This window comes from Streptomyces sp. NPDC059668, from assembly GCF_042734135.1.
Lineage (GTDB): Bacteria > Actinomycetota > Actinomycetes > Streptomycetales > Streptomycetaceae > Streptomyces.
In genome coordinates, this window is the sequence record NZ_JBHWEL010000003.1 from 93,687 (window position 1) to 109,877 (window position 16,191).

Annotated in this window: 14 protein-coding genes; 9 read left to right on the forward strand and 5 right to left on the reverse strand. The window is 71.0% G+C overall.

From position 1 onward, the window contains the following. Nucleotides 1–83: 83 nt before the first annotated feature. Together ACFV2J_RS04105 and ACFV2J_RS04110 are read right to left on the reverse strand one after the other, a co-directional pair. Entirely contained in the window at nt 84–980 is an 897-nt protein-coding gene (locus tag ACFV2J_RS04105) for a class I SAM-dependent methyltransferase (protein WP_385083798.1), read from the reverse strand. A 112-nt stretch (nt 981–1,092) separates the two neighbouring features. Then, a complete protein-coding gene (locus tag ACFV2J_RS04110; RefSeq protein WP_385083799.1) occupies nt 1,093–1,698 on the reverse strand; it encodes a helix-turn-helix domain-containing protein in 606 nt (201 codons plus the stop codon). A gap of 331 nt (nt 1,699–2,029) precedes the next feature. Between ACFV2J_RS04110 and ACFV2J_RS04115 the strand changes: the two genes are divergently transcribed. Together ACFV2J_RS04115 and ACFV2J_RS04120 are read left to right on the forward strand one after the other, a co-directional pair. After that, a complete protein-coding gene (locus tag ACFV2J_RS04115) occupies nt 2,030–3,628 on the forward strand; it encodes an MFS transporter (protein ID WP_385083800.1) in 1,599 nt (532 codons plus the stop codon). Nucleotides 3,629–4,062: 434 nt separating this feature from the next. Beyond that, complete coding sequence (locus tag ACFV2J_RS04120; RefSeq protein WP_385083801.1) at nt 4,063–5,292, forward strand: phosphodiester glycosidase family protein; 1,230 nt, start codon at nt 4,063–4,065, stop codon at nt 5,290–5,292. 100 nt (nt 5,293–5,392) lie between these two features. Here ACFV2J_RS04120 and ACFV2J_RS04125 read toward each other — a convergent pair whose 3' ends face one another. Next, nucleotides 5,393–6,097 (reverse strand): hypothetical protein, encoded by a 705-nt coding sequence (locus ACFV2J_RS04125; protein ID WP_385097354.1) that lies wholly within the window; start codon nt 6,095–6,097, stop codon nt 5,393–5,395. A gap of 572 nt (nt 6,098–6,669) precedes the next feature. Between ACFV2J_RS04125 and ACFV2J_RS04130 the strand changes: the two genes are divergently transcribed. Then, nucleotides 6,670–7,875, forward strand: coding sequence for a glycosyltransferase (locus ACFV2J_RS04130; RefSeq protein WP_385097351.1), 1,206 nt, complete (start codon nt 6,670–6,672; stop codon nt 7,873–7,875). Between the two features lie 212 nt (nt 7,876–8,087). Next, the gene (locus tag ACFV2J_RS04135; protein ID WP_385097348.1) at nt 8,088–8,474 is read left to right on the forward strand and encodes a signal peptidase I; all 387 of its coding nucleotides are present in this window, start codon (nt 8,088–8,090) and stop codon (nt 8,472–8,474) included. A gap of 138 nt (nt 8,475–8,612) precedes the next feature. On the opposite strand, the gene ACFV2J_RS04140 is transcribed toward ACFV2J_RS04135, so the two are convergent. Next, the gene (locus ACFV2J_RS04140; RefSeq protein ID WP_385093810.1) at nt 8,613–9,176 is read right to left on the reverse strand and encodes an NADPH-dependent FMN reductase; all 564 of its coding nucleotides are present in this window, start codon (nt 9,174–9,176) and stop codon (nt 8,613–8,615) included. A gap of 142 nt (nt 9,177–9,318) precedes the next feature. On the opposite strand from ACFV2J_RS04140, the gene ACFV2J_RS04145 reads away from it, so the two are divergent. The 3 genes from ACFV2J_RS04145 (at nt 9,319) to ACFV2J_RS04155 (ending at nt 11,849) form a co-directional block, all read left to right on the forward strand. Continuing rightward, nucleotides 9,319–9,864 carry a MarR family winged helix-turn-helix transcriptional regulator gene (locus ACFV2J_RS04145; RefSeq protein WP_385093807.1) on the forward strand — a complete coding sequence of 182 codons (546 nt, stop codon included), beginning with the start codon at nt 9,319–9,321 and terminating at the stop codon, nt 9,862–9,864. A gap of 485 nt (nt 9,865–10,349) precedes the next feature. Next, nucleotides 10,350–11,165, forward strand: a complete 816-nt coding sequence (locus ACFV2J_RS04150; protein ID WP_385093804.1) for an SDR family NAD(P)-dependent oxidoreductase — start codon at nt 10,350–10,352, stop codon at nt 11,163–11,165. A 90-nt stretch (nt 11,166–11,255) separates the two neighbouring features. Continuing rightward, on the forward strand, nt 11,256–11,849 hold the full coding sequence (locus ACFV2J_RS04155) for a TetR/AcrR family transcriptional regulator C-terminal domain-containing protein (protein ID WP_385437241.1): 594 nt from the start codon (nt 11,256–11,258) through the stop codon (nt 11,847–11,849). Nucleotides 11,850–12,024: 175 nt separating this feature from the next. On the opposite strand, the gene ACFV2J_RS04160 is transcribed toward ACFV2J_RS04155, so the two are convergent. Continuing rightward, on the reverse strand, nt 12,025–12,438 hold the full coding sequence (locus tag ACFV2J_RS04160; RefSeq protein WP_385093798.1) for a helix-turn-helix transcriptional regulator: 414 nt from the start codon (nt 12,436–12,438) through the stop codon (nt 12,025–12,027). Between the two features lie 426 nt (nt 12,439–12,864). Between ACFV2J_RS04160 and ACFV2J_RS04165 the strand changes: the two genes are divergently transcribed. Both ACFV2J_RS04165 and ACFV2J_RS04170 read left to right on the forward strand, forming a co-directional pair. Then, nucleotides 12,865–14,202, forward strand: coding sequence for a helix-turn-helix domain-containing protein (locus ACFV2J_RS04165; protein WP_385093795.1), 1,338 nt, complete (start codon nt 12,865–12,867; stop codon nt 14,200–14,202). Nucleotides 14,203–14,823: 621 nt separating this feature from the next. Continuing rightward, nucleotides 14,824–16,125, forward strand: a complete 1,302-nt coding sequence (locus ACFV2J_RS04170; protein ID WP_385093793.1) for a hypothetical protein — start codon at nt 14,824–14,826, stop codon at nt 16,123–16,125. Nucleotides 16,126–16,191 lie beyond the last annotated feature (66 nt).

Here is a 16,191-nt window from a genome sequence, read left to right on the forward strand (position 1 = left end):
GATGCCGGCCGTGTGGCAGGGCGGCACGGCGGCACGGCGGCACGGCGGCACGGCGGCACGGCGGCACGGCGGCCTCCGGATCATCAGTCGGCGCGGCGGGCGGCCCAGACGCTGCGTTCGGTGCGTACGACCAGGTCGCCGCGGCGCAGGATGCTGTGGGGACTCTCGGTGTCGAGCAACCGGTCGAGCGCCGCGAGGTCCTCGGCCTGGAGTGCGTCGGTCACGCTGCCGCGCATGCGCTTCATGCTGCCGAGGGCGTACGCGCCGACCGCGCTGCCGTGGGAACCCTCGATGTTCACCGTGACCGTGCGTTCACCGGCGAGCAGGAATCCGGCCTCGGTCAGCTTCGGCCCCCAGTCGGCGCCGCGGTGGGACACGTGTTCGGCGTGATAGCGGTCGCTTGCCTCATGGCAGCGTTCCTCCAGCCCGGGCCGGTCCTCCGGAGCCGTCTCGGGCAGGAAGCGGGGGAAGCCGGACAGCTCCACCACCGCGAACAGCCCACCCGGCGCGAGCAGGTCGCGGACGGTGCGCAGGGTGCGGTCGGGGTGGGCCATGTGATGCATCGAGGCCGAGGCCCACACCAGGTCCGGGGTGCCGAGGTCCGGCCAGTCGGCGTCGTCGAGGTCGGCCTGAACGGTCCGTACGCGTCCCTCCACCCCCCTGGCACGTGCCTTGTCGCGCAGGCGTCGGAGGTGCCCGGCCGACGTGTCGACCGCGGTGACGTGCGCCTCGGGGAAGCGGTCGAGGAGTGCGAAGGTGCCCGCTCCTGTCCCGCATCCCAGGTCCACGATCCGACCGGGGACGGCCGTGACGGGCAGCCACCGGGTGATGGCGTCGATGTGCTCGGCGAGGACTTCCGCGTCCAGGTCGAGGATCTCCGCCTGGCCGTCGGTGTCGTGCGGGCTGTCGTGGCCGGGCCCGGTGCCGTGCCCGGTGCCGTGGCCGGTGTGACGGGGGGTCTGCGGGTGTACGTGGCTCATGCGCCCACGCTAGGGCGGCCATGTCCGGAGGACACGGTGTCTCCCGGTATCGGCAAGAAGGTGGCCGCAGCCGGTGCCGGGCGCGCAAGAAATCCACGCGGAGGGCGCGCGGTCACCGGCTGATGTCGTCCGGTTCGCGGTCGCCTTCGGCGCGTCGGTCGTCGCGTTGGTGGCCACGGCGGGCGTCGCGGTCGAAGATGCCCAGAATCTCGCAGGGGCCCCCTTCGGCGCCGATGGCGTGCGGCAGCATCGTGGGGAACTCGGCGGCCTGATTGGTCTCCACGCGCAAGCGGCGGTGGCCCAGCATGAGGATCGCGGTTCCTGACAGTACGACGAGCCACTCCCGGCCGGGGTGCGCGCGCATGCGGGCGGGGTTGTCCGGGGGCGGGTCGGTCATCCGCTGCCGGACGACGCTCATGCCCTGGTCGCCCTTGATGGGCCACCGCATCAGCCCGTGGGTGACGTCGATCATCGGACTGATGACCACATCGTCGGAGGCGGTCTCCACCAGCTGGTCCAGCGTGGTGTCGAGAGCGCGGGCGAGTGTGACGAGCTGGTCCAGGGCCAGCCTGCGCTGACCGTTCTCGATGCGGCTGAGGGAGGACTGGCTCAGGTTCGCGCGCGTGGCGAGCTCCTCGAGGGACCAGCCCTGCGCCACCCGCAAGGCGCGGATGCGTTTGCGTACGAGGCTGTCCAGGTCACCGTTGTCTTGCTTCATGGGCAACATCGTATGCGTTGGCCGCAAGGCCGGCTTAGCTTCGTGAGCACAGCACGGGTCACGGGTCACGGGTCATGGGCCACGGGTCAGGGGTCAGGGACGGTCGGGGCCGCGCACGAAGAGGAGAAGGGGAGCCGGTGGCCGCCACGGCCGCTCTCCCGGCCACCGACGACACGGAGGCGGCTCCGGCCGCCACCCGGCCCTCCCTCCTCACCGGCCGGCTCGCGCGGCAGACCCGAGCACCGCGCTGCCGTCCTCCCACCACGACGACCGGACCGGGTCCGGCGCCGGACCCCGTCTGCCCTTTTCCACTTCCACCTGAGAGGAATCCATGATCATGAATCAGCCCGCCCAGGGGGCACCAGCCCCCGCAGGCGGCGTGGGCGCACCCGACGCGCGTCAGCTGCGGACGATCCTGATAGCTGTCTCCGTCGCGTTGATGGCCGTCATCGCCTCGGTGTCCGGGCTGAACGTGGCCCAGACCGAGCTGGCCGTCGAGTTCCACGCCTCCCAGGGCACGATCCTGTGGATCATCAACATCTACACCCTGGTCCTGGCCGCCCTGCTGCTCCCGCTCGGCGCCGTCGGCGACCGGATCGGCCGCAAGCCCATGCTGACCGTCGGCCTGATCGTCTTCGGCGCCGCCGGCGTGCTGGCGGGCCTGGCCCCCTCGGCCGGGATCATGCTCACGGCGCGCGTGCTCAGCGGCGTCGGCGCGGCGATCGTCATGCCCATCACGCTCGCCGTGATCACCTCCACCTTCCCCGAGGAGGAGCGCGGAAAAGCGATCGGCGTGTGGACCGGTGTCGCGGGAGGCGGCGGCATCCTCGGCATGTTCCTCTCCGCCGCGCTCGTGGACGTCGCGAGCTGGCGATATCTGTTCGTCCTGCCCGTCGCGCTGGTCGTCGTCGCGCTCGCCATGACCCTGCGCTCGGTCCCCGACTCCCGCGAGCACACCGGGCACGCCTTCGACACGGTCGGTGCGCTGACCTCCGTCGTCGCCGTGGTGGGGCTCATCTTCACGCTGCAGGAAGGTCCGGAGCACGGCTGGACCGCGCCCGTCACGCTGATCGCCCTCACCGCCGGCATCACGGCCGGCGTCGCGTTCGTGGCCTGGGAGCTGCATCGCCGGGACGCCTCCCTGCTGGACGTGCGCCTCTTCCGCGAGCAGCGTCTCGCGAGCGGTTCCCTCACCCTGCTGGTGGCTTTCGGCGTCCAGGCGGGCATCGCCGTGGTCCTCTTCCCGTTCCTCCAGGCCGTGCTCGGCTGGTCCGGGCTGCTGTCCACACTCGCCCTGATGCCCATGGCCGTACTGATGATGACGTCTTCCGGCCTGGCCCCCAAGCTGGCCGCACGCGTCGGTGCCAACTCGGTCATGGCCGCCGGAATCGGGCTGGGTGGCGTCGGTCTCGCCCTGATGGCTCTCTTCGTCTCCGTCGACGGCGGCTACCTGTCCATCCTTCCCGGCATGCTCACCATGGGCCTCGGCATGGGTCTGGCGATGACCCCCTCCACCGAGGCCGTCACCGCCGCGCTGCCCCACGAGCGTCAGGGCGTCGCCTCCGCGCTCAACGACGTCACCCGCGAGTTCGGCACCGCGCTCGGGGTCGCGACGCTCGGCGCGCTCCTGTCGGCCGGATACCGGAGCGCGATCGACGACAGGCTGACCGGCATTCCCCGGGACACCGCGGACACCGCGCGCGAAGGGATCGCCAACGCCGTCGAAGCCGCGGGCGGCGCGGGCTCCCACCGGGACGCGCTCCTGCACGCCGCCCAGCAGTCCTTCGTGGACGGCTGGCAGCGGGCCATGTGGGTCGGCGTCGCGGTCATGGGTGTCCTGTTCCTCCACGTCGTCGCCCGCGGGCCGAAGCCCAGGGCCTCCACACCGGCGGCCGAACACGATGCCACCGAGACCGCCGTGGCCGGCTAGGCCCAGGGGGAACCAGGCGGTGACGGCGGCGGGGGTCGCCGTGGCGCTGCCCGACGCCCTCACCGCCTCGGCCCGTACAGGTGAACCGCCCACTGTCGCCGCGTGAGCCGGCCCGCTCCTCGCGGCGACCGAGGCGGCATCGCCCCGCGGCTTGACCTCGGTTGTCCCCCGCCCGACGCCCTCCCCCGGCCGCTCCCCCGTGCCCCCGGCCCTGTCCCGCGGTCGGTGGTGAGGGAGAGGACCCGCAGGTCCGCGCCGGCGTGGTCCACGGGATCCGACCACGCCGGTTGACCACACCGGTTGACCACGCCGACGCCGCGCCACCAGAGTTCGTCGTCATGTCGGTGCGCCGTTGTCCGATGTTGTGCCCCGTCCTGTGTCATGCCGTGTGTCGAGGATCCGGCAGGCAAAGAGATATGACGGGACATCACGTGATGAGATCTGTTGTGCGGGCGCGTACGGTCGTCGCTGCGGCGGCCACCGTGGGTGCGGTGGTCGCGGGTACGGGTATCGGGCCGGCGGCCGCCCTGGACAGGGTCCGGCTGGCCGACGACGTGTCCGTGGCTCCGGGCGTCAGCTACCGGGCGTTCTCGGTGACGGGCTCGCACGGGGTGGTGTCCGGGCATCTGGTCACCGCTGATCTCACCAACCGGCACGTCTCGGTGGACCTGCTCACGCCGGGCACCGTCTCCAGCCGCGTCAAGCTGTCCCAACTGGCCGCCGCCCAGGGCGCGGTGGCGGGCGTCAACGCGGACTTCTTCAACATCGAGGAGTCCCAGCACGTGGGGGTGGCCCCCACCAACTCCGCGGTCGGCCCGGCGATCGCGCACGGCGAGGCGCTCAAGGCGGCGGTGCCCGACGGCCAGCGGTTCGGTCCCGGCCTGCCGCCCGGCACGTCGACGCGCGACGTGATCGGGGTGGGCTACGACAAGCGGGCCCGGCTGGACGAGTTGACGCTCAAGGGCAGCGTCCGCACCAAGTCCGGTTCGTTCGATCTCGGCGGCTTCAACCAGTACGCCCTCCCGGTGGGCGGCGTGGGCGCGTTCACCCCGAAGTGGGGCGACGTCTCCCGGCAGCGTTCGGTGTGCGGGACCGACACCGTCCGGGCCGCGGCCTGTTCCACGGACACCTACGAGGTCACCGTCCGCGACGGCCGGGTGGTCTCCGGGTCCGCGACGATCGGGGCCGGCGCGATCGCCGAGGACACCGTGGTGCTGGTCGGCCGTGAGGCCGGCGCGGACCGGCTGCGCGCACTGCGGACCGGGGACAAGGTCAGGGTCTCCCACCGGCTGAAGACCACGACCGGCAAGCGGTTGCGGTTCGCCGTGGGCGGCTTCCCCGTGCTCCGGGGCGGCGCGCCCCTGCCCGGCCTGGACACCAAGGCCGCGGCGACCCGGACCGGCGCGGGTGTCGGTGACCACGGCAAGCGCCTCTACCTGCTGGTCCTGGACGGAAGTGCGGAGAGCGGCTCGGGTCTGACCGTCGCCGAGGTCGCCGAGGTGCTCTCCACCGTGGGCGCCGACGCCGGCGTGAACCTCGACGGCGGCGGTTCGTCCACCCTGGTGACCCGGGACCCGGTGACCGGCGCCCCCGTCGTCCGCAACCACCCGACCGGTGGCGCCGAACGCCCGGTGCCGGAGGGCATCGGGCTCTTCTCGCGCTGAGCCGATCGCCGGACGGGGCCCGGGGGTCCCGTCCGGCGGACAGTCTGCACCGTCGGTCTCCGGGCGACTACCACGCACGAGTTCGCCGGAGTTCGGTGAGTCAGCCGGCGACCGTGTTGTAGTTGACGATTCCCTCGACCATGAGGGCGACCGCACCGGCCAGGGGGCTGTCCACCCCTTTGCTCACCACGTCGGGTAACCGGTGTGCCTCGTCCTCGGCGACTGCCACCATGCCCCAGAACGCGTTGAAGCCCGCGGGATCCGCCGGCTTGTCGGCGGCCGCCCCGACGGTCACGACGCCGGGCCCCTCGACCAGTGCCAGCGCGCCCATCTGCCGCAGCGTGTCGGGACTGCGCTCTTCGGCGGCCACCACGCTCCAACCCGCCGCCTCCGTGTGCCGCAGGGCGGCGAGAAGGCTGCCGGCACTGCCCGCGCCGGAGACAACGATGTCGGGCAGGACAAGGGCCACGGGCCCCTGCGTCATCGGCAGCGCGGACCGGATCGCGCCGTCGAGGTCCGGTTCGAACGACTGGTCCTGGTAGACGAAGACCAGCTGAAAGATGTCGGCGTAGCGGGCGAGATACGTCACCGTGTCCAGCTTGTGTGTTCCGAAGACCACGACCAGGCGCACGTTGAGACCGCTCTTGGCCAGTTCGACAACGGCCTCCAGGCTGCGGTCCAGCACGGTGACCCCAGGAGCCAGGCAGTGCAGCTCCTTCGAGTAGGGCGCCCCGAAGCGCGTTCCGAATCCGGCGCAGGGCAGGATGATCGAAACGTCGGGGACGGGCACGGACGGACGTTGCATGGGGTGCCCCTCAGGTTGGGTGGACGATCGGGAACCTTGCGCGCCTCGCGGGGTACGGGTAGGGGCGGCCCCGGCCCGACGCCGCACCGTCGGCCCGGAAGGCACGCCGGCGCTCACCGTAGTCACCGAGGGCCTCTCCACGCGAGAGGGCGCGGTGATCGGCGAGGCCGTCAGCGAGGGACCCGGCGGACGCACGCCGCCGCCCACGGAGGCGGAAGTCGGCGTCGGCGCAGCCGAGTTGACGGTGCCGTCGGCCTCCGAGGTTCAGCGAGGCACCGCGGTCGCCGTGCCCGCGTCGCCGCGACACTCCAGGACCAGGGCCCGTTGCCCGTCCGACACGTCCAACTCCGTTCGTACGACGCCCACTTGCGTGACCGCTCGGGCGAGGACAAGGCATGGGCAGGCACCGGCATCCTGATGATCGAGGACCACTACCGCGTTCAGTACCACGCGACGTACGCTGCTGCCGCACAGCCGCTACGGCCGACGCGTAGCCGTCGACGAGGACCGCTCGAAGCCCGGGCGGGTACGGACCGGAACGCAGGGGAAGACGGAACGGAAGAGGACGCCGAATGCGGGTGCTGTTGTCCACGTACGGAACGCGTGGCGATGTCGAACCTCTGCTGGCACTCGCGGTGCGGCTTCGGGCGCTCGGCGTGGAGGTGCGGATGTGCGCCCCGCCGGACGAGGAGTTCGCGCGGCGGCTGGCAGGTCTCGGGGTGCGCCTGGTGCCGGTCGGCCCTCCGGTGCGGGAGTTGATGCGCGGGACGACACTGCCGTCGGCGGCGGACCTGTCCCGGTACCGGACCGAGATGGTCGGCACACAGTTCGACGTCTTCCCCGCGGCCGCCGACGGATGTGACGCGCTGGTGGCGGCCGGCCTGGCACAGATCGCCGCGCGGTCGGTGGCCGAGGCCGCGGGCATCCGTTACGTGTACGCGAGCTACTCGGCGGTCAACCTGCCCTCGCCGCACCACGCGCCGCCACCGCGGCCGGGTTGGCCGGAGCCGGAGGCGACGGACAACCGGACGCTGTGGGAGCTGGACGCCCACAACGTGAACGCGCAGTTCCGCGAGACGCTCAACGGCCACCGGACATCGATCGGTCTGCCACCCGTGGACAACGTCCGCGACCACGTCCTCACCGACCAGCCGTGGCTGGCGGCGGACCCGGTCCTGGGACCGTGGCGGGAGACCCCGGGCCTCGACGTGACGCAGACGGGTGCGTGGAGCCTGCCGGACGAACGCCCCCTCCCCGCCGAGCTGGTGACGTTCCTGGACGCGGGTGACCCGCCGGTCTACGTGGGCTTCGGCAGCATGCGCCCGTCGCCGGACATCGCCCGCAGGGCCGTCGAGGCGATCCGCGCACGCGGACACCGCGTGCTCGTCTCCCGCGGCTGGGCCGATCTGGACCTGGTCGACGACCGGGACGACTGCTTCGCCATCGGCGAGGTCAACCATCAGCGTCTGTTCGGCAGGGTGGCCGCCGTGGTGCACCACGGCGGCGCGGGCACGACGCTGACAGCCGCCCGGGCGGGCGCGCCGCAAGTGGTGGTGCCCCTCCAACTGGCGGACAACCCCTACTGGGCGAGCCGGGTCGCAGACCTGGACATCGGCGCGGCACTCGACAGTCCGACTCCGGCCGTCGACTCCCTGGACCTCGCGTTCAAGACGGCCCTGGCACCTGAGACCCGGGCGCGGGCCAGGGCTCTGAGCAGCGAGATCCGCACCGACGGGGCGGAGGTGGCCGCGAACCTGCTGCTCGACGCCCTCCGGTGAGCGCGGCCGGCGCGGGACGCCGGCCAGGGACGACGCGGCCGCTCAAGAGCAACGGGGCCGGGGAAGCACGCCCCGACCGGTCCGGGCGGAGCCCGATCGGCGGGAATCGGACCGGAGTTCCGCCGCGGCCACCCGTCACCCGTCAGCCGTCACCCTGTGAGCGCTCGTCGCACCGCGCCTGACGCGGTGGTCCACTGCTAGCGTTCGGACGCATGGAAGACGGCGTGTACGTGGGCAACGCGGGCAAGGACGCGGCACTTGACCGGGGCTGGCTGCTCGGGCACTTCAAGGACGACGGTGGCCCTCGCCACAGCGACGCCGTGGAGGTCAAATGGGGCGTCCACCCACGCGGCGAGCAGCGGGCACAGTGGGTGAGGGGCGAGGTGCGTTCAGCGCTCCTGGTCCTCATCAAGGGTCGCTTCCGTATGAAGTTCCCCGGTCGTAGCGTGCTGTTGGAGGAGCAGGGCGACTATGTCGTCTGGGGCCAAGGGGTGGATCACTCCTGGGTCGCCGAGGACGAGTCCGTGGTACTGACCCTGCGATGGCCCTCCGTGCCTGGATACGCCGTGCCACAAGAGGAAGAGCGGACGGGTTCGTAGCGCCGAACGCCACTCCGCCTGACGGCTGCGGACCTCTCGGTCACGGTCCCGGAACCCGGTCCCGGAACCTGACCGCAGTCGGTTCCGGGACCGCGTCCGAGGTGGACGGTCCGCGGCGTCGGCCGCCGTCCGGGGCCGTCAGACCCGGACGGTCTTGAGGGCGCGGGCCCACGACTCCAGCTGGTCGAACAGGGTGGTCGCCGCGGCGTCGTGCTGCTCGGCCGGCTTGAAGACGGAGAAGTTCTCGAAGTCGGTGAACAGCGAGAAGGACAGCTGCTGGCGCACGTGCGCCAGCTGCAGTTCGCTGGCCACGGCGCGCAGGTGCTCGATGGCCCGGGCGCCGCCGAGGGAACCGTAGGAGACGAAGGCCGCGGCCTTGTTGTTCCACTCCCCGTACAGGTAGTCGATCGCGTTCTTGAGCACGCCGGAGGTCGAGTGGTTGTACTCGGGGGTCACGAAGACGTACCCGTCGAACTCGGCAATCTTGGCCGCCCACGTCCTGGTGTGCTCACCCTGGTACTGACCCATGGCCGGCGGCATGACCTCGTCCAGGTGGGGCAGCGGATAGTCGGCGAGGTCGACCAGCTCGTACTCGACACCCGTACGGGCACCGGAACGGTCCACCACCCAGTCCGCCACAGCCTTGCCATTGCGTCCCGGCCGGGTACTACCGAGAATCACGGCGATCTTCAGGTCACTCATGCGGTCTTCTCCTTGACGGGCCGGCCGGCGTGAGGCCGATCCTCTTGACTTGAACCTTCATTTCACACCCTAGGCCGCGACATATGAATATTCAAGTGTCGGCCGCGATTCGTGAACGTTCATGCCCGATAGACTCCGGGGCATGCCCGAACAGCCTCCGCGCCCGAACGATCAGCCCCGCTGGCTGACCCCGGCAGAGCTGGAGACCTGGCAGCGGTTCAGCCTGATGCTGCACAGACTGCCCACCGCCCTGGAAACGCAGCTCCAGCACGACGCACAGCTCAGTTACATCGAGTACTACGTCCTCGCCGGACTGTCCGACCAGCCGGGGCACCGCATGCGCATGAGCGACCTGGCCGTCCTCACCAACTCCGAGCAGTCCCGCCTCTCCCACCTGACCAGCAGGCTGGAACGCCGGGGGTTCGTCCGCCGCGAGCCCGACCCCACCAACGGCCGCTACACGCATGCGATCCTGACCGAGGCCGGCCACGCCCATCTCCGCGAAGCCGCCCCGGGACACGTCGCCCGGGTACGCGACCTCGTCTACGACGTCCTCGACCCCGCCGAGCTCGACAACCTGCGCACCGCCGCCGAGAAGATCGGCCGGCGCATCGACCTGCGGGAAGAGCAGGCCTGTCCGCGCAAGGACACCACCTCCAGGCAGCCCCAGCGGGACGCCACGCCCTGACGGGCCCTCCCACGTGACGGACGGATCCGGGGTCACCAGGGGATGACGCCGCCACCCTCCCGGAGCCAACCCGTCGGACCGCCGCCGGCCGGCACGGCGAGCCGGATCGGCGTAGCCGCGCCCTGGCCAGACCCCGATCGCGGACACCCGGCCGGTCCCCTCACGGTGTGACGGGGCCGTACGCCATGGGGTCCTCCGTCCACACCGCACCCGTTGACTTTTGGTCGCTGACCAACTCTACTGAGGCGCAGAACTTGGTCACCGACCAAGAGCGGAGGTGGCTGAAGCATGACCGGACCGGCGGCGTTGATCTCCGGCGGCGACCGGCCCCGCACGGCGAGCACGCTCATCGGCGGCCGTGCCCCCGGTCGGCCCGCATGGCTCGCCGGAGACGACGACCCGGCCACCGCACCCACGAACTCCCCAACGACACAGGGCCGTTGGGGAGCGTCGTCGACAGGCACAGAGGAACACGGGAGACCGACATGACCACGAAGACATGGTTCATCACCGGCGCGTCCAAGGGGTTCGGCAGGCAGTGGACCGAGGCCGCGCTGGAGCGGGGCGATCGGGTCGCCGCGACGAGCCGGACCACCGGCGCGTTCGACGACCTGGTCGAGATCCATGGCGACCGCCTGCTGCCGCTCGCACTGGACGTCACGGATCGCACGGCCGTCCATGCCGCGACAGGTCGGGCCGCGGACCACTTCCGCGGTCTCGACGTCGTGGTCAACAACGCCGGTTACGGACTGTTCGGCATGGTCGAGGAGATCAGCGAGGAACAGGCCCGGGCCCAGATCGAGGTGAACCTGTTCGGCCCCCTGTGGGTCACGCAGGCCGCGCTGCCGTACCTGCGCGCCCAGGGCGGCGGCCACATCATCCAGGTCTCGTCCATCGCGGGCGTCTTCTCACTGCCGGGCCTCGGCGTCTACCACGCCTCGAAGTTCGGTCTGGAGGGATTCACCGCGAGCCTCGCCAAGGAGGTCAGGGACTTCGGCGTCAAGGTCACCCTGGTCGAACCCGCCGGGTACGCCACCGAATGGGCGGGACCGTCCGCCGTGCACGCGGAACGGCAGCCCGCCTACGACGACTTCCGCGCCGCCATGCAGCGGCCGGCCGGGGTGCGCGGCGAACCGGCCGCCACCCGCGAGGCGATCCTCGCGGTCGTCGACGCTGACGAGCCGCCGCTGCGGATCTTCTTCGGCAGGGGGCCGCTCGACGTGATCCGGGCGGAGTACGCGTCCCGCATCGACGAGTGGGAGCGCTGGGACGCGGTGTCCCAGGCGGCGTTCGGCGCCTGATCCGGTCCATGGAAGGGGCTGTGGGCAGCCCACTTGTACCATGACCGGGAATTCGCCGGTGGACGGCGGAGAACGGAACGGGACACGGGAATGCGCTGGACACTGGACGACGTGATCGAGGCGGCGTTCACCACGCTCGACGCCGAAGGGCTCGACGGGCTGACGCTGCGTGGCGTCGCCCGCACCCTCGGCTCCCACCTCAACTCCGTGAGCTGGTACGTGAAGACGAAGCAGACCCTCATCGAGACGATGGCCGACCACATCGTCGGCTCCGTCGACGTCACCCACCTGCCCGACGCACCGATCGAACGGGTCCGCACGGTCGTCACCCGCTACCGGGACGCCATGCTCGCGCACCGCGACGGCGGCCGCCTGGTCGCGGGCACCTTCAGCGGCACGGGCAAGACACTGCGCGTCGCCGACACCATCGTCGGCGCCCTGCTGGACGCCGGACACCGCGAGGCGGACGCGGCCCGCCTGTGCTGGTCGGCCGTCTACTTCACGCTCGGTCTGACCCAGGAGCAGCAGACGCCGTCCGACGATCCCCGCGGCTCGTTCCACGAACTCGTCGCCACCGGCAGCTATCCCGCCCTCGCGCTGGTCGGCGAGCACCTCATGGTCGGGGACTCCTACGACGAACGCTTCCACTACGGACTGTCGCGGCTGCTGTCCCCGGAGGCGTGAAGCCCCCTCGGCGACGCCGCCGCAGCCCTGCCGGCCCCCGGCACTCGGCCCATGTTCCGAACCGGTCGGCAGGGCGTCCGAGCCGGACCCGCGTCCGCCGGGCACCCTTTCGGCGCACGCCGGCACAGCGGGCGAGGCCGGCACTGCCCGGCCGCCACCGCAGGCGAGCCCGGCCCTACCTGTCTGCGGCGCCGTTCAGGGCCGAACCAGCCCGGGGGCCGGAACCCTCCGGCGCTCCCTCGCCCGGCCGCAGGGCGGTGTAGGGCGGACGGCTCGGCCGGTCGGGAACGCGTATGCGGCTGCCGAGGGCCACCCCCAGCTGGAAGCGGTTGTCGACGCCGAGGCGGTCCATGAGGGACCGCAGGATGTTCGTCACCGTGCGGGGACTGACGTCGAGCCGGCTCGCGGCACTGGCGTCCGTGTGGCCGGCGAGCAGCAGGGCGATGAGCTTGCGCTGGCGCTCGTCCAGCGGCATGACGGCGGCCAGCCGGTCCTCGACGCCCGGTCGGAGGTGGCTGCTCCGTTGTGCGCTCCCAGGTGTCCGGAGGCCGTTGTGACGCAGGGGTGTGGGGTTCGCTGACGTACGCACGGGACTCCCTTGGTCGGTGTGATCAAGAGTGGCGAGGGGGGTGAATGGATGAGGGTTGTGTCGGGCGCGCGTGAGGGGCGGAGGAAGTGTCGGGCGCGGGTGAGCAGGGCGTGGAGCGATCCGTCGCGCGAGTGGAGACGCTTCCTGGAATCGGTCACATGTGACCATTCGATCTGTGGTCAATAACTTCACTCGTAACCTGGAAGTGCCGAAATCGGAATCATCCCTCCGAGGTCACTTGTCCTGGCGTCGGCACGCCTCTCAGCTGCGCAAACGCCTCGGAGGTCCGCGTCCGGCAAAGAGTGGACCGGCGCCTCTTCCGGCCGCCGGGAGGGTACCGACGACTCTCTGGTGCACAATGCTCTGAGCTAAACTTGACTCATTGGTAATGCTCGTAACGCCCGCCAAGTTGACCGAGGAGCAGGTGTGAAGATCTCGGATGAAGTCGGTGCCCGCATCCGACGTCTGCGCCGTGCCGCCGGAATGTCGCAGGCCGACCTCGCGGGCGAGGATCTGTCCGCGAGCTACATCTCGCTGCTGGAGGCCGGCAAGCGCACGCCGTCCACCGAGGTGCTCGAGCAGCTGGCCCGGCGCCTGGGCTGCGAGCTCCCCGAGCTGACCGGCGTTCCGGTGAAGACCCCGGCCGGCGAGCTCGAAGTAGAGCTCAACTACGCCGAGATGGCTCTGAACAACGGAGACCCGCAGACGGCGTTCGAGGCGTACCGCGCCGTGCAGGAGAAGGTGAGCGTCACCTCCCAGGCCGAGATCTACTACAAGGCGGAGCACGGCATGGCCCGCTCCCTGGAGCACGTGGGCCGCCTGGAAGAGGCGGTGGTGCGGCTCGACGCGCTGCACTCCGTCTCCCTGGAACGCCCCGATCTGGTACCGCGACTCACCACCGTGATCGCGCTGTGCCGGTGCTACCGGGAGCTCGGCGACCTCTCCCACGCCATCGAGGTGGCCGAGGCCACCCTCGCCGAGCTGGAGAAGCTCCACCTCGGGCCGACGGTCATCGGCGTCGAACTGCTGTCCACCCTGGTGGGCGTCTACATGGAGCGCGGCGACATGCACCGCGCCTCGTACCTCGCCACCAAAGCCATCGAACAGGCAGGCGCGATCACGGACTCCCGTGCACTGGGCGCCGCCTACTGGAACGCCAGCGTGGTCATGCACCGCAACGGAAAGACCGCGGACGCCCTCATGCTGATCGAGAAGGCCCTGGCCATCTACGCGGAGGGTGAGGACCAGCGCGCCCTGGCACGGCTCCGCAACGCGTACGCCATGGTCCTTCTCCAGTCGGACACTCCGCAGCCGGAGGCCGCACGCGACGTCCTCAGCCAGAGCCTCACCAGCCTGCGCGAGGTCGGCAGCAGTGTCGACATCGCGTACTGCCTCTCGGCCCTGGCCCGGGCGGAACTGCGCCTCGGAAACGCGGCGGTGGCGATCGACCACGCCGAGCGCGCACTGGACCTGCTCGGACCCGACCACCGCCTCCAGAACGCCCGCAACCACCTGGTGCTGGCCGCGGCCCGGCTCTCCCAGGGCGAACGTGAAGCCGCCCAGGTCGCCTACGAGCGGGGCGCCCTGATGCTGGAGGCGTCCGAGGCCAACCGGCAGGCCGCCTTCGCCTGGGCCGAGTTGGCCGAGATCCTGCGACTCTGCGGGGAGGACGAGCGCGCGGTGTGGGCGTACCGGCAGAGCATGCGCTGCATGGGCCACCGCGAGACGTTCCTGACGACGCAGACGCTGACGTCGCACAACTGAGGACGGCGCGGAGCCGGCGGAGACGTCCACCCGGGGCGGCAGTGCGAGGCCACTGCCGCCCTCGGACGTCGCGGCGCGGACCATCAGCAGCAGAGCGGGATGTCGTCGTTGTCCGGAAGCCCGGTGGGCGACGGAGCGGGCGCCGGGACAACGATGTCAGCAGACGAATCGCGACTCCCCTTCGGTCCTTCCTCCGCCGCGGTGGTTCCCAGGGCGGCGGCACACACCAGCATCACGGTGGCGACGAGCAGGCGAGTTGATCGGATCATGTGCTTCTCTCCCAGACGGTGTCTCATGAGCGGCTGAAGCGCGCCGCCCGGCCATGACTCAGTTTTGTGACTGACTTGACTGCCTGGCGACAGCCCGATGTTGGCACGGCATGACTGAGTCAGTCAATGCATGAATTAGGTGAAGCGACTCGCGCATCCTGTCCGCATATGTCCAACTTTTCGAAGTTCCTCGCGGTCGAAATACATGGATTATTCAGGCGAAATTGAATTCGAAAAAATACGTGGCGGGCAATGACTTGACATGACTATCTTTTGTGACAGCCAGTGAAGTTCTGTCATCATGCAGACGGGGAGTGATGTGAGTGCGCGAGTGTCCCGCAGGGGAGAGCGAGTGAGTGAGCCGTACGTCCGTGCCGCGTCGGCGCTGGCCGAATGCCTGGTGGGCCGCGGCTACCGTCGCCGGCCGCCGCGGCCCCTGCTCGCCGACGACGGCGGAACGACGCTCTTCACGTCCGTCGCGTCCCCGTCCTGGCGGAGGTCCCTGACCGGCTACCCGCGGCCCGAGCCTGGCGGCGCCGCCGTCCTCCAATGGGTCCTGAACACCAGTCGGCTGGTGACACCGCCCGCCGCCTCACCCCCCAGTGCCAGTCGCGCGGTGGGCGCCGTCTGGACGGGCACGCGCCCGTACGAGGCGGCGCTCCGTGACTCCTGGGAGGCCCTGCGCCAGGCCGGCATCGCACCGGGCGAGCTGAGATTCCTCCTCAGCGCGGAGGCACAGGACTCCGCTCCGGTCGTGCAGGCCCTCCTGGACCTCGGCGTCGAGCGCGGGCGCATCACGCACGGTGCGCGCCCGCCGGAAGCCCCGCTGCGCATGGACCCCGCGCTGGGACCCTGTCTGACGCTTCGCCGCACCGTACGAAGGCCCCTGTTCGCGCACTGCGACGCCAGGTGCACCTGCGGCTGTCACGTCTCCGTCGCACACATCCAGTTCGTGGAGCGCCGGCGGGCGGCGGGGCGCATGTCGGCCGTTCCGCAGCCCCTGTTCGAGATGATCGTCTTCGAACACACGCTGACGCACGTCCCTCTCACCCGGCCACCGGAGCCGGGCCGCGCGCTGCCCCCCGTTCCCCTGCTGCTGGAGCCGCTGATCGCGGGCATCTCCGAATTGCTGGCCGGGAAGTCCGCCCCGCCCGGGCCGAACCCCGTCTTCCTCGCCGACGTGTCGAGCAGCGCCTCGCTGCTCCTCGGTGAGGGAATGGCGCCAGGGCCCCGCGGCGGCCCGTACGTCCTGCGGCGGCTCATCCGCATGATCGGCACCGAACTGGTCCTGCACGGACTGCCGTCGGCGTTGCTGATGTCGGTGCTCGCCGCCACCGAGCCCGCCTATCGGGCCCCCCACGGCTTTCCCCGGTTGTCCGCGCGGTCCTGGGGACATGTGGCGGACGAGCACGACGCCTTCACGAGGGTGCTCAGGAAGGGGCGCGACCATGTGACACGGCCCGGCGCCCTCTCGGACCGGCCGTACGAGATGGCTCGGCAACTGATACGGCTGAGGTCCGAACGCGGGGTGCCGCTCGGACTGTCGCTGCGCTGGTGCCGCGAAGCGGGGATGGAGCTGTCCCACGTCCACCTGGCACTGGCGGATCTCTGGGACACCGAGACGCCCGCGCTCCGGGCCGGCCCCTCGGTGTGACGTGCCCGCGGCCCACCCCTTGCCGGGAACGCAGGCCGCTCCCGGCCTGTGGGCCGACCGCACCGG

Excerpts from the sequence above, each read along its gene's own strand:
- ACFV2J_RS04105 (WP_385083798.1), bottom strand. The coding sequence starts at position 980 with ATGAGCCACGTACACCCGCAGACCCCCCGTCACACCGGCCACGGCACC.
- ACFV2J_RS04110 (WP_385083799.1), bottom strand. The coding sequence starts at position 1,698 with ATGAAGCAAGACAACGGTGACCTGGACAGCCTCGTACGCAAACGCATC.
- ACFV2J_RS04115 (WP_385083800.1), top strand. The coding sequence starts at position 2,030 with ATGATCATGAATCAGCCCGCCCAGGGGGCACCAGCCCCCGCAGGCGGC.
- ACFV2J_RS04120 (WP_385083801.1), top strand. The coding sequence starts at position 4,063 with ATGAGATCTGTTGTGCGGGCGCGTACGGTCGTCGCTGCGGCGGCCACC.
- ACFV2J_RS04125 (WP_385097354.1), bottom strand. The coding sequence starts at position 6,097 with ATGCAACGTCCGTCCGTGCCCGTCCCCGACGTTTCGATCATCCTGCCC.
- ACFV2J_RS04130 (WP_385097351.1), top strand. The coding sequence starts at position 6,670 with ATGCGGGTGCTGTTGTCCACGTACGGAACGCGTGGCGATGTCGAACCT.
- ACFV2J_RS04135 (WP_385097348.1), top strand. The coding sequence starts at position 8,088 with ATGGAAGACGGCGTGTACGTGGGCAACGCGGGCAAGGACGCGGCACTT.
- ACFV2J_RS04140 (WP_385093810.1), bottom strand. The coding sequence starts at position 9,176 with ATGAGTGACCTGAAGATCGCCGTGATTCTCGGTAGTACCCGGCCGGGA.
- ACFV2J_RS04145 (WP_385093807.1), top strand. The coding sequence starts at position 9,319 with ATGCCCGAACAGCCTCCGCGCCCGAACGATCAGCCCCGCTGGCTGACC.
- ACFV2J_RS04150 (WP_385093804.1), top strand. The coding sequence starts at position 10,350 with ATGACCACGAAGACATGGTTCATCACCGGCGCGTCCAAGGGGTTCGGC.
- ACFV2J_RS04155 (WP_385437241.1), top strand. The coding sequence starts at position 11,256 with ATGCGCTGGACACTGGACGACGTGATCGAGGCGGCGTTCACCACGCTC.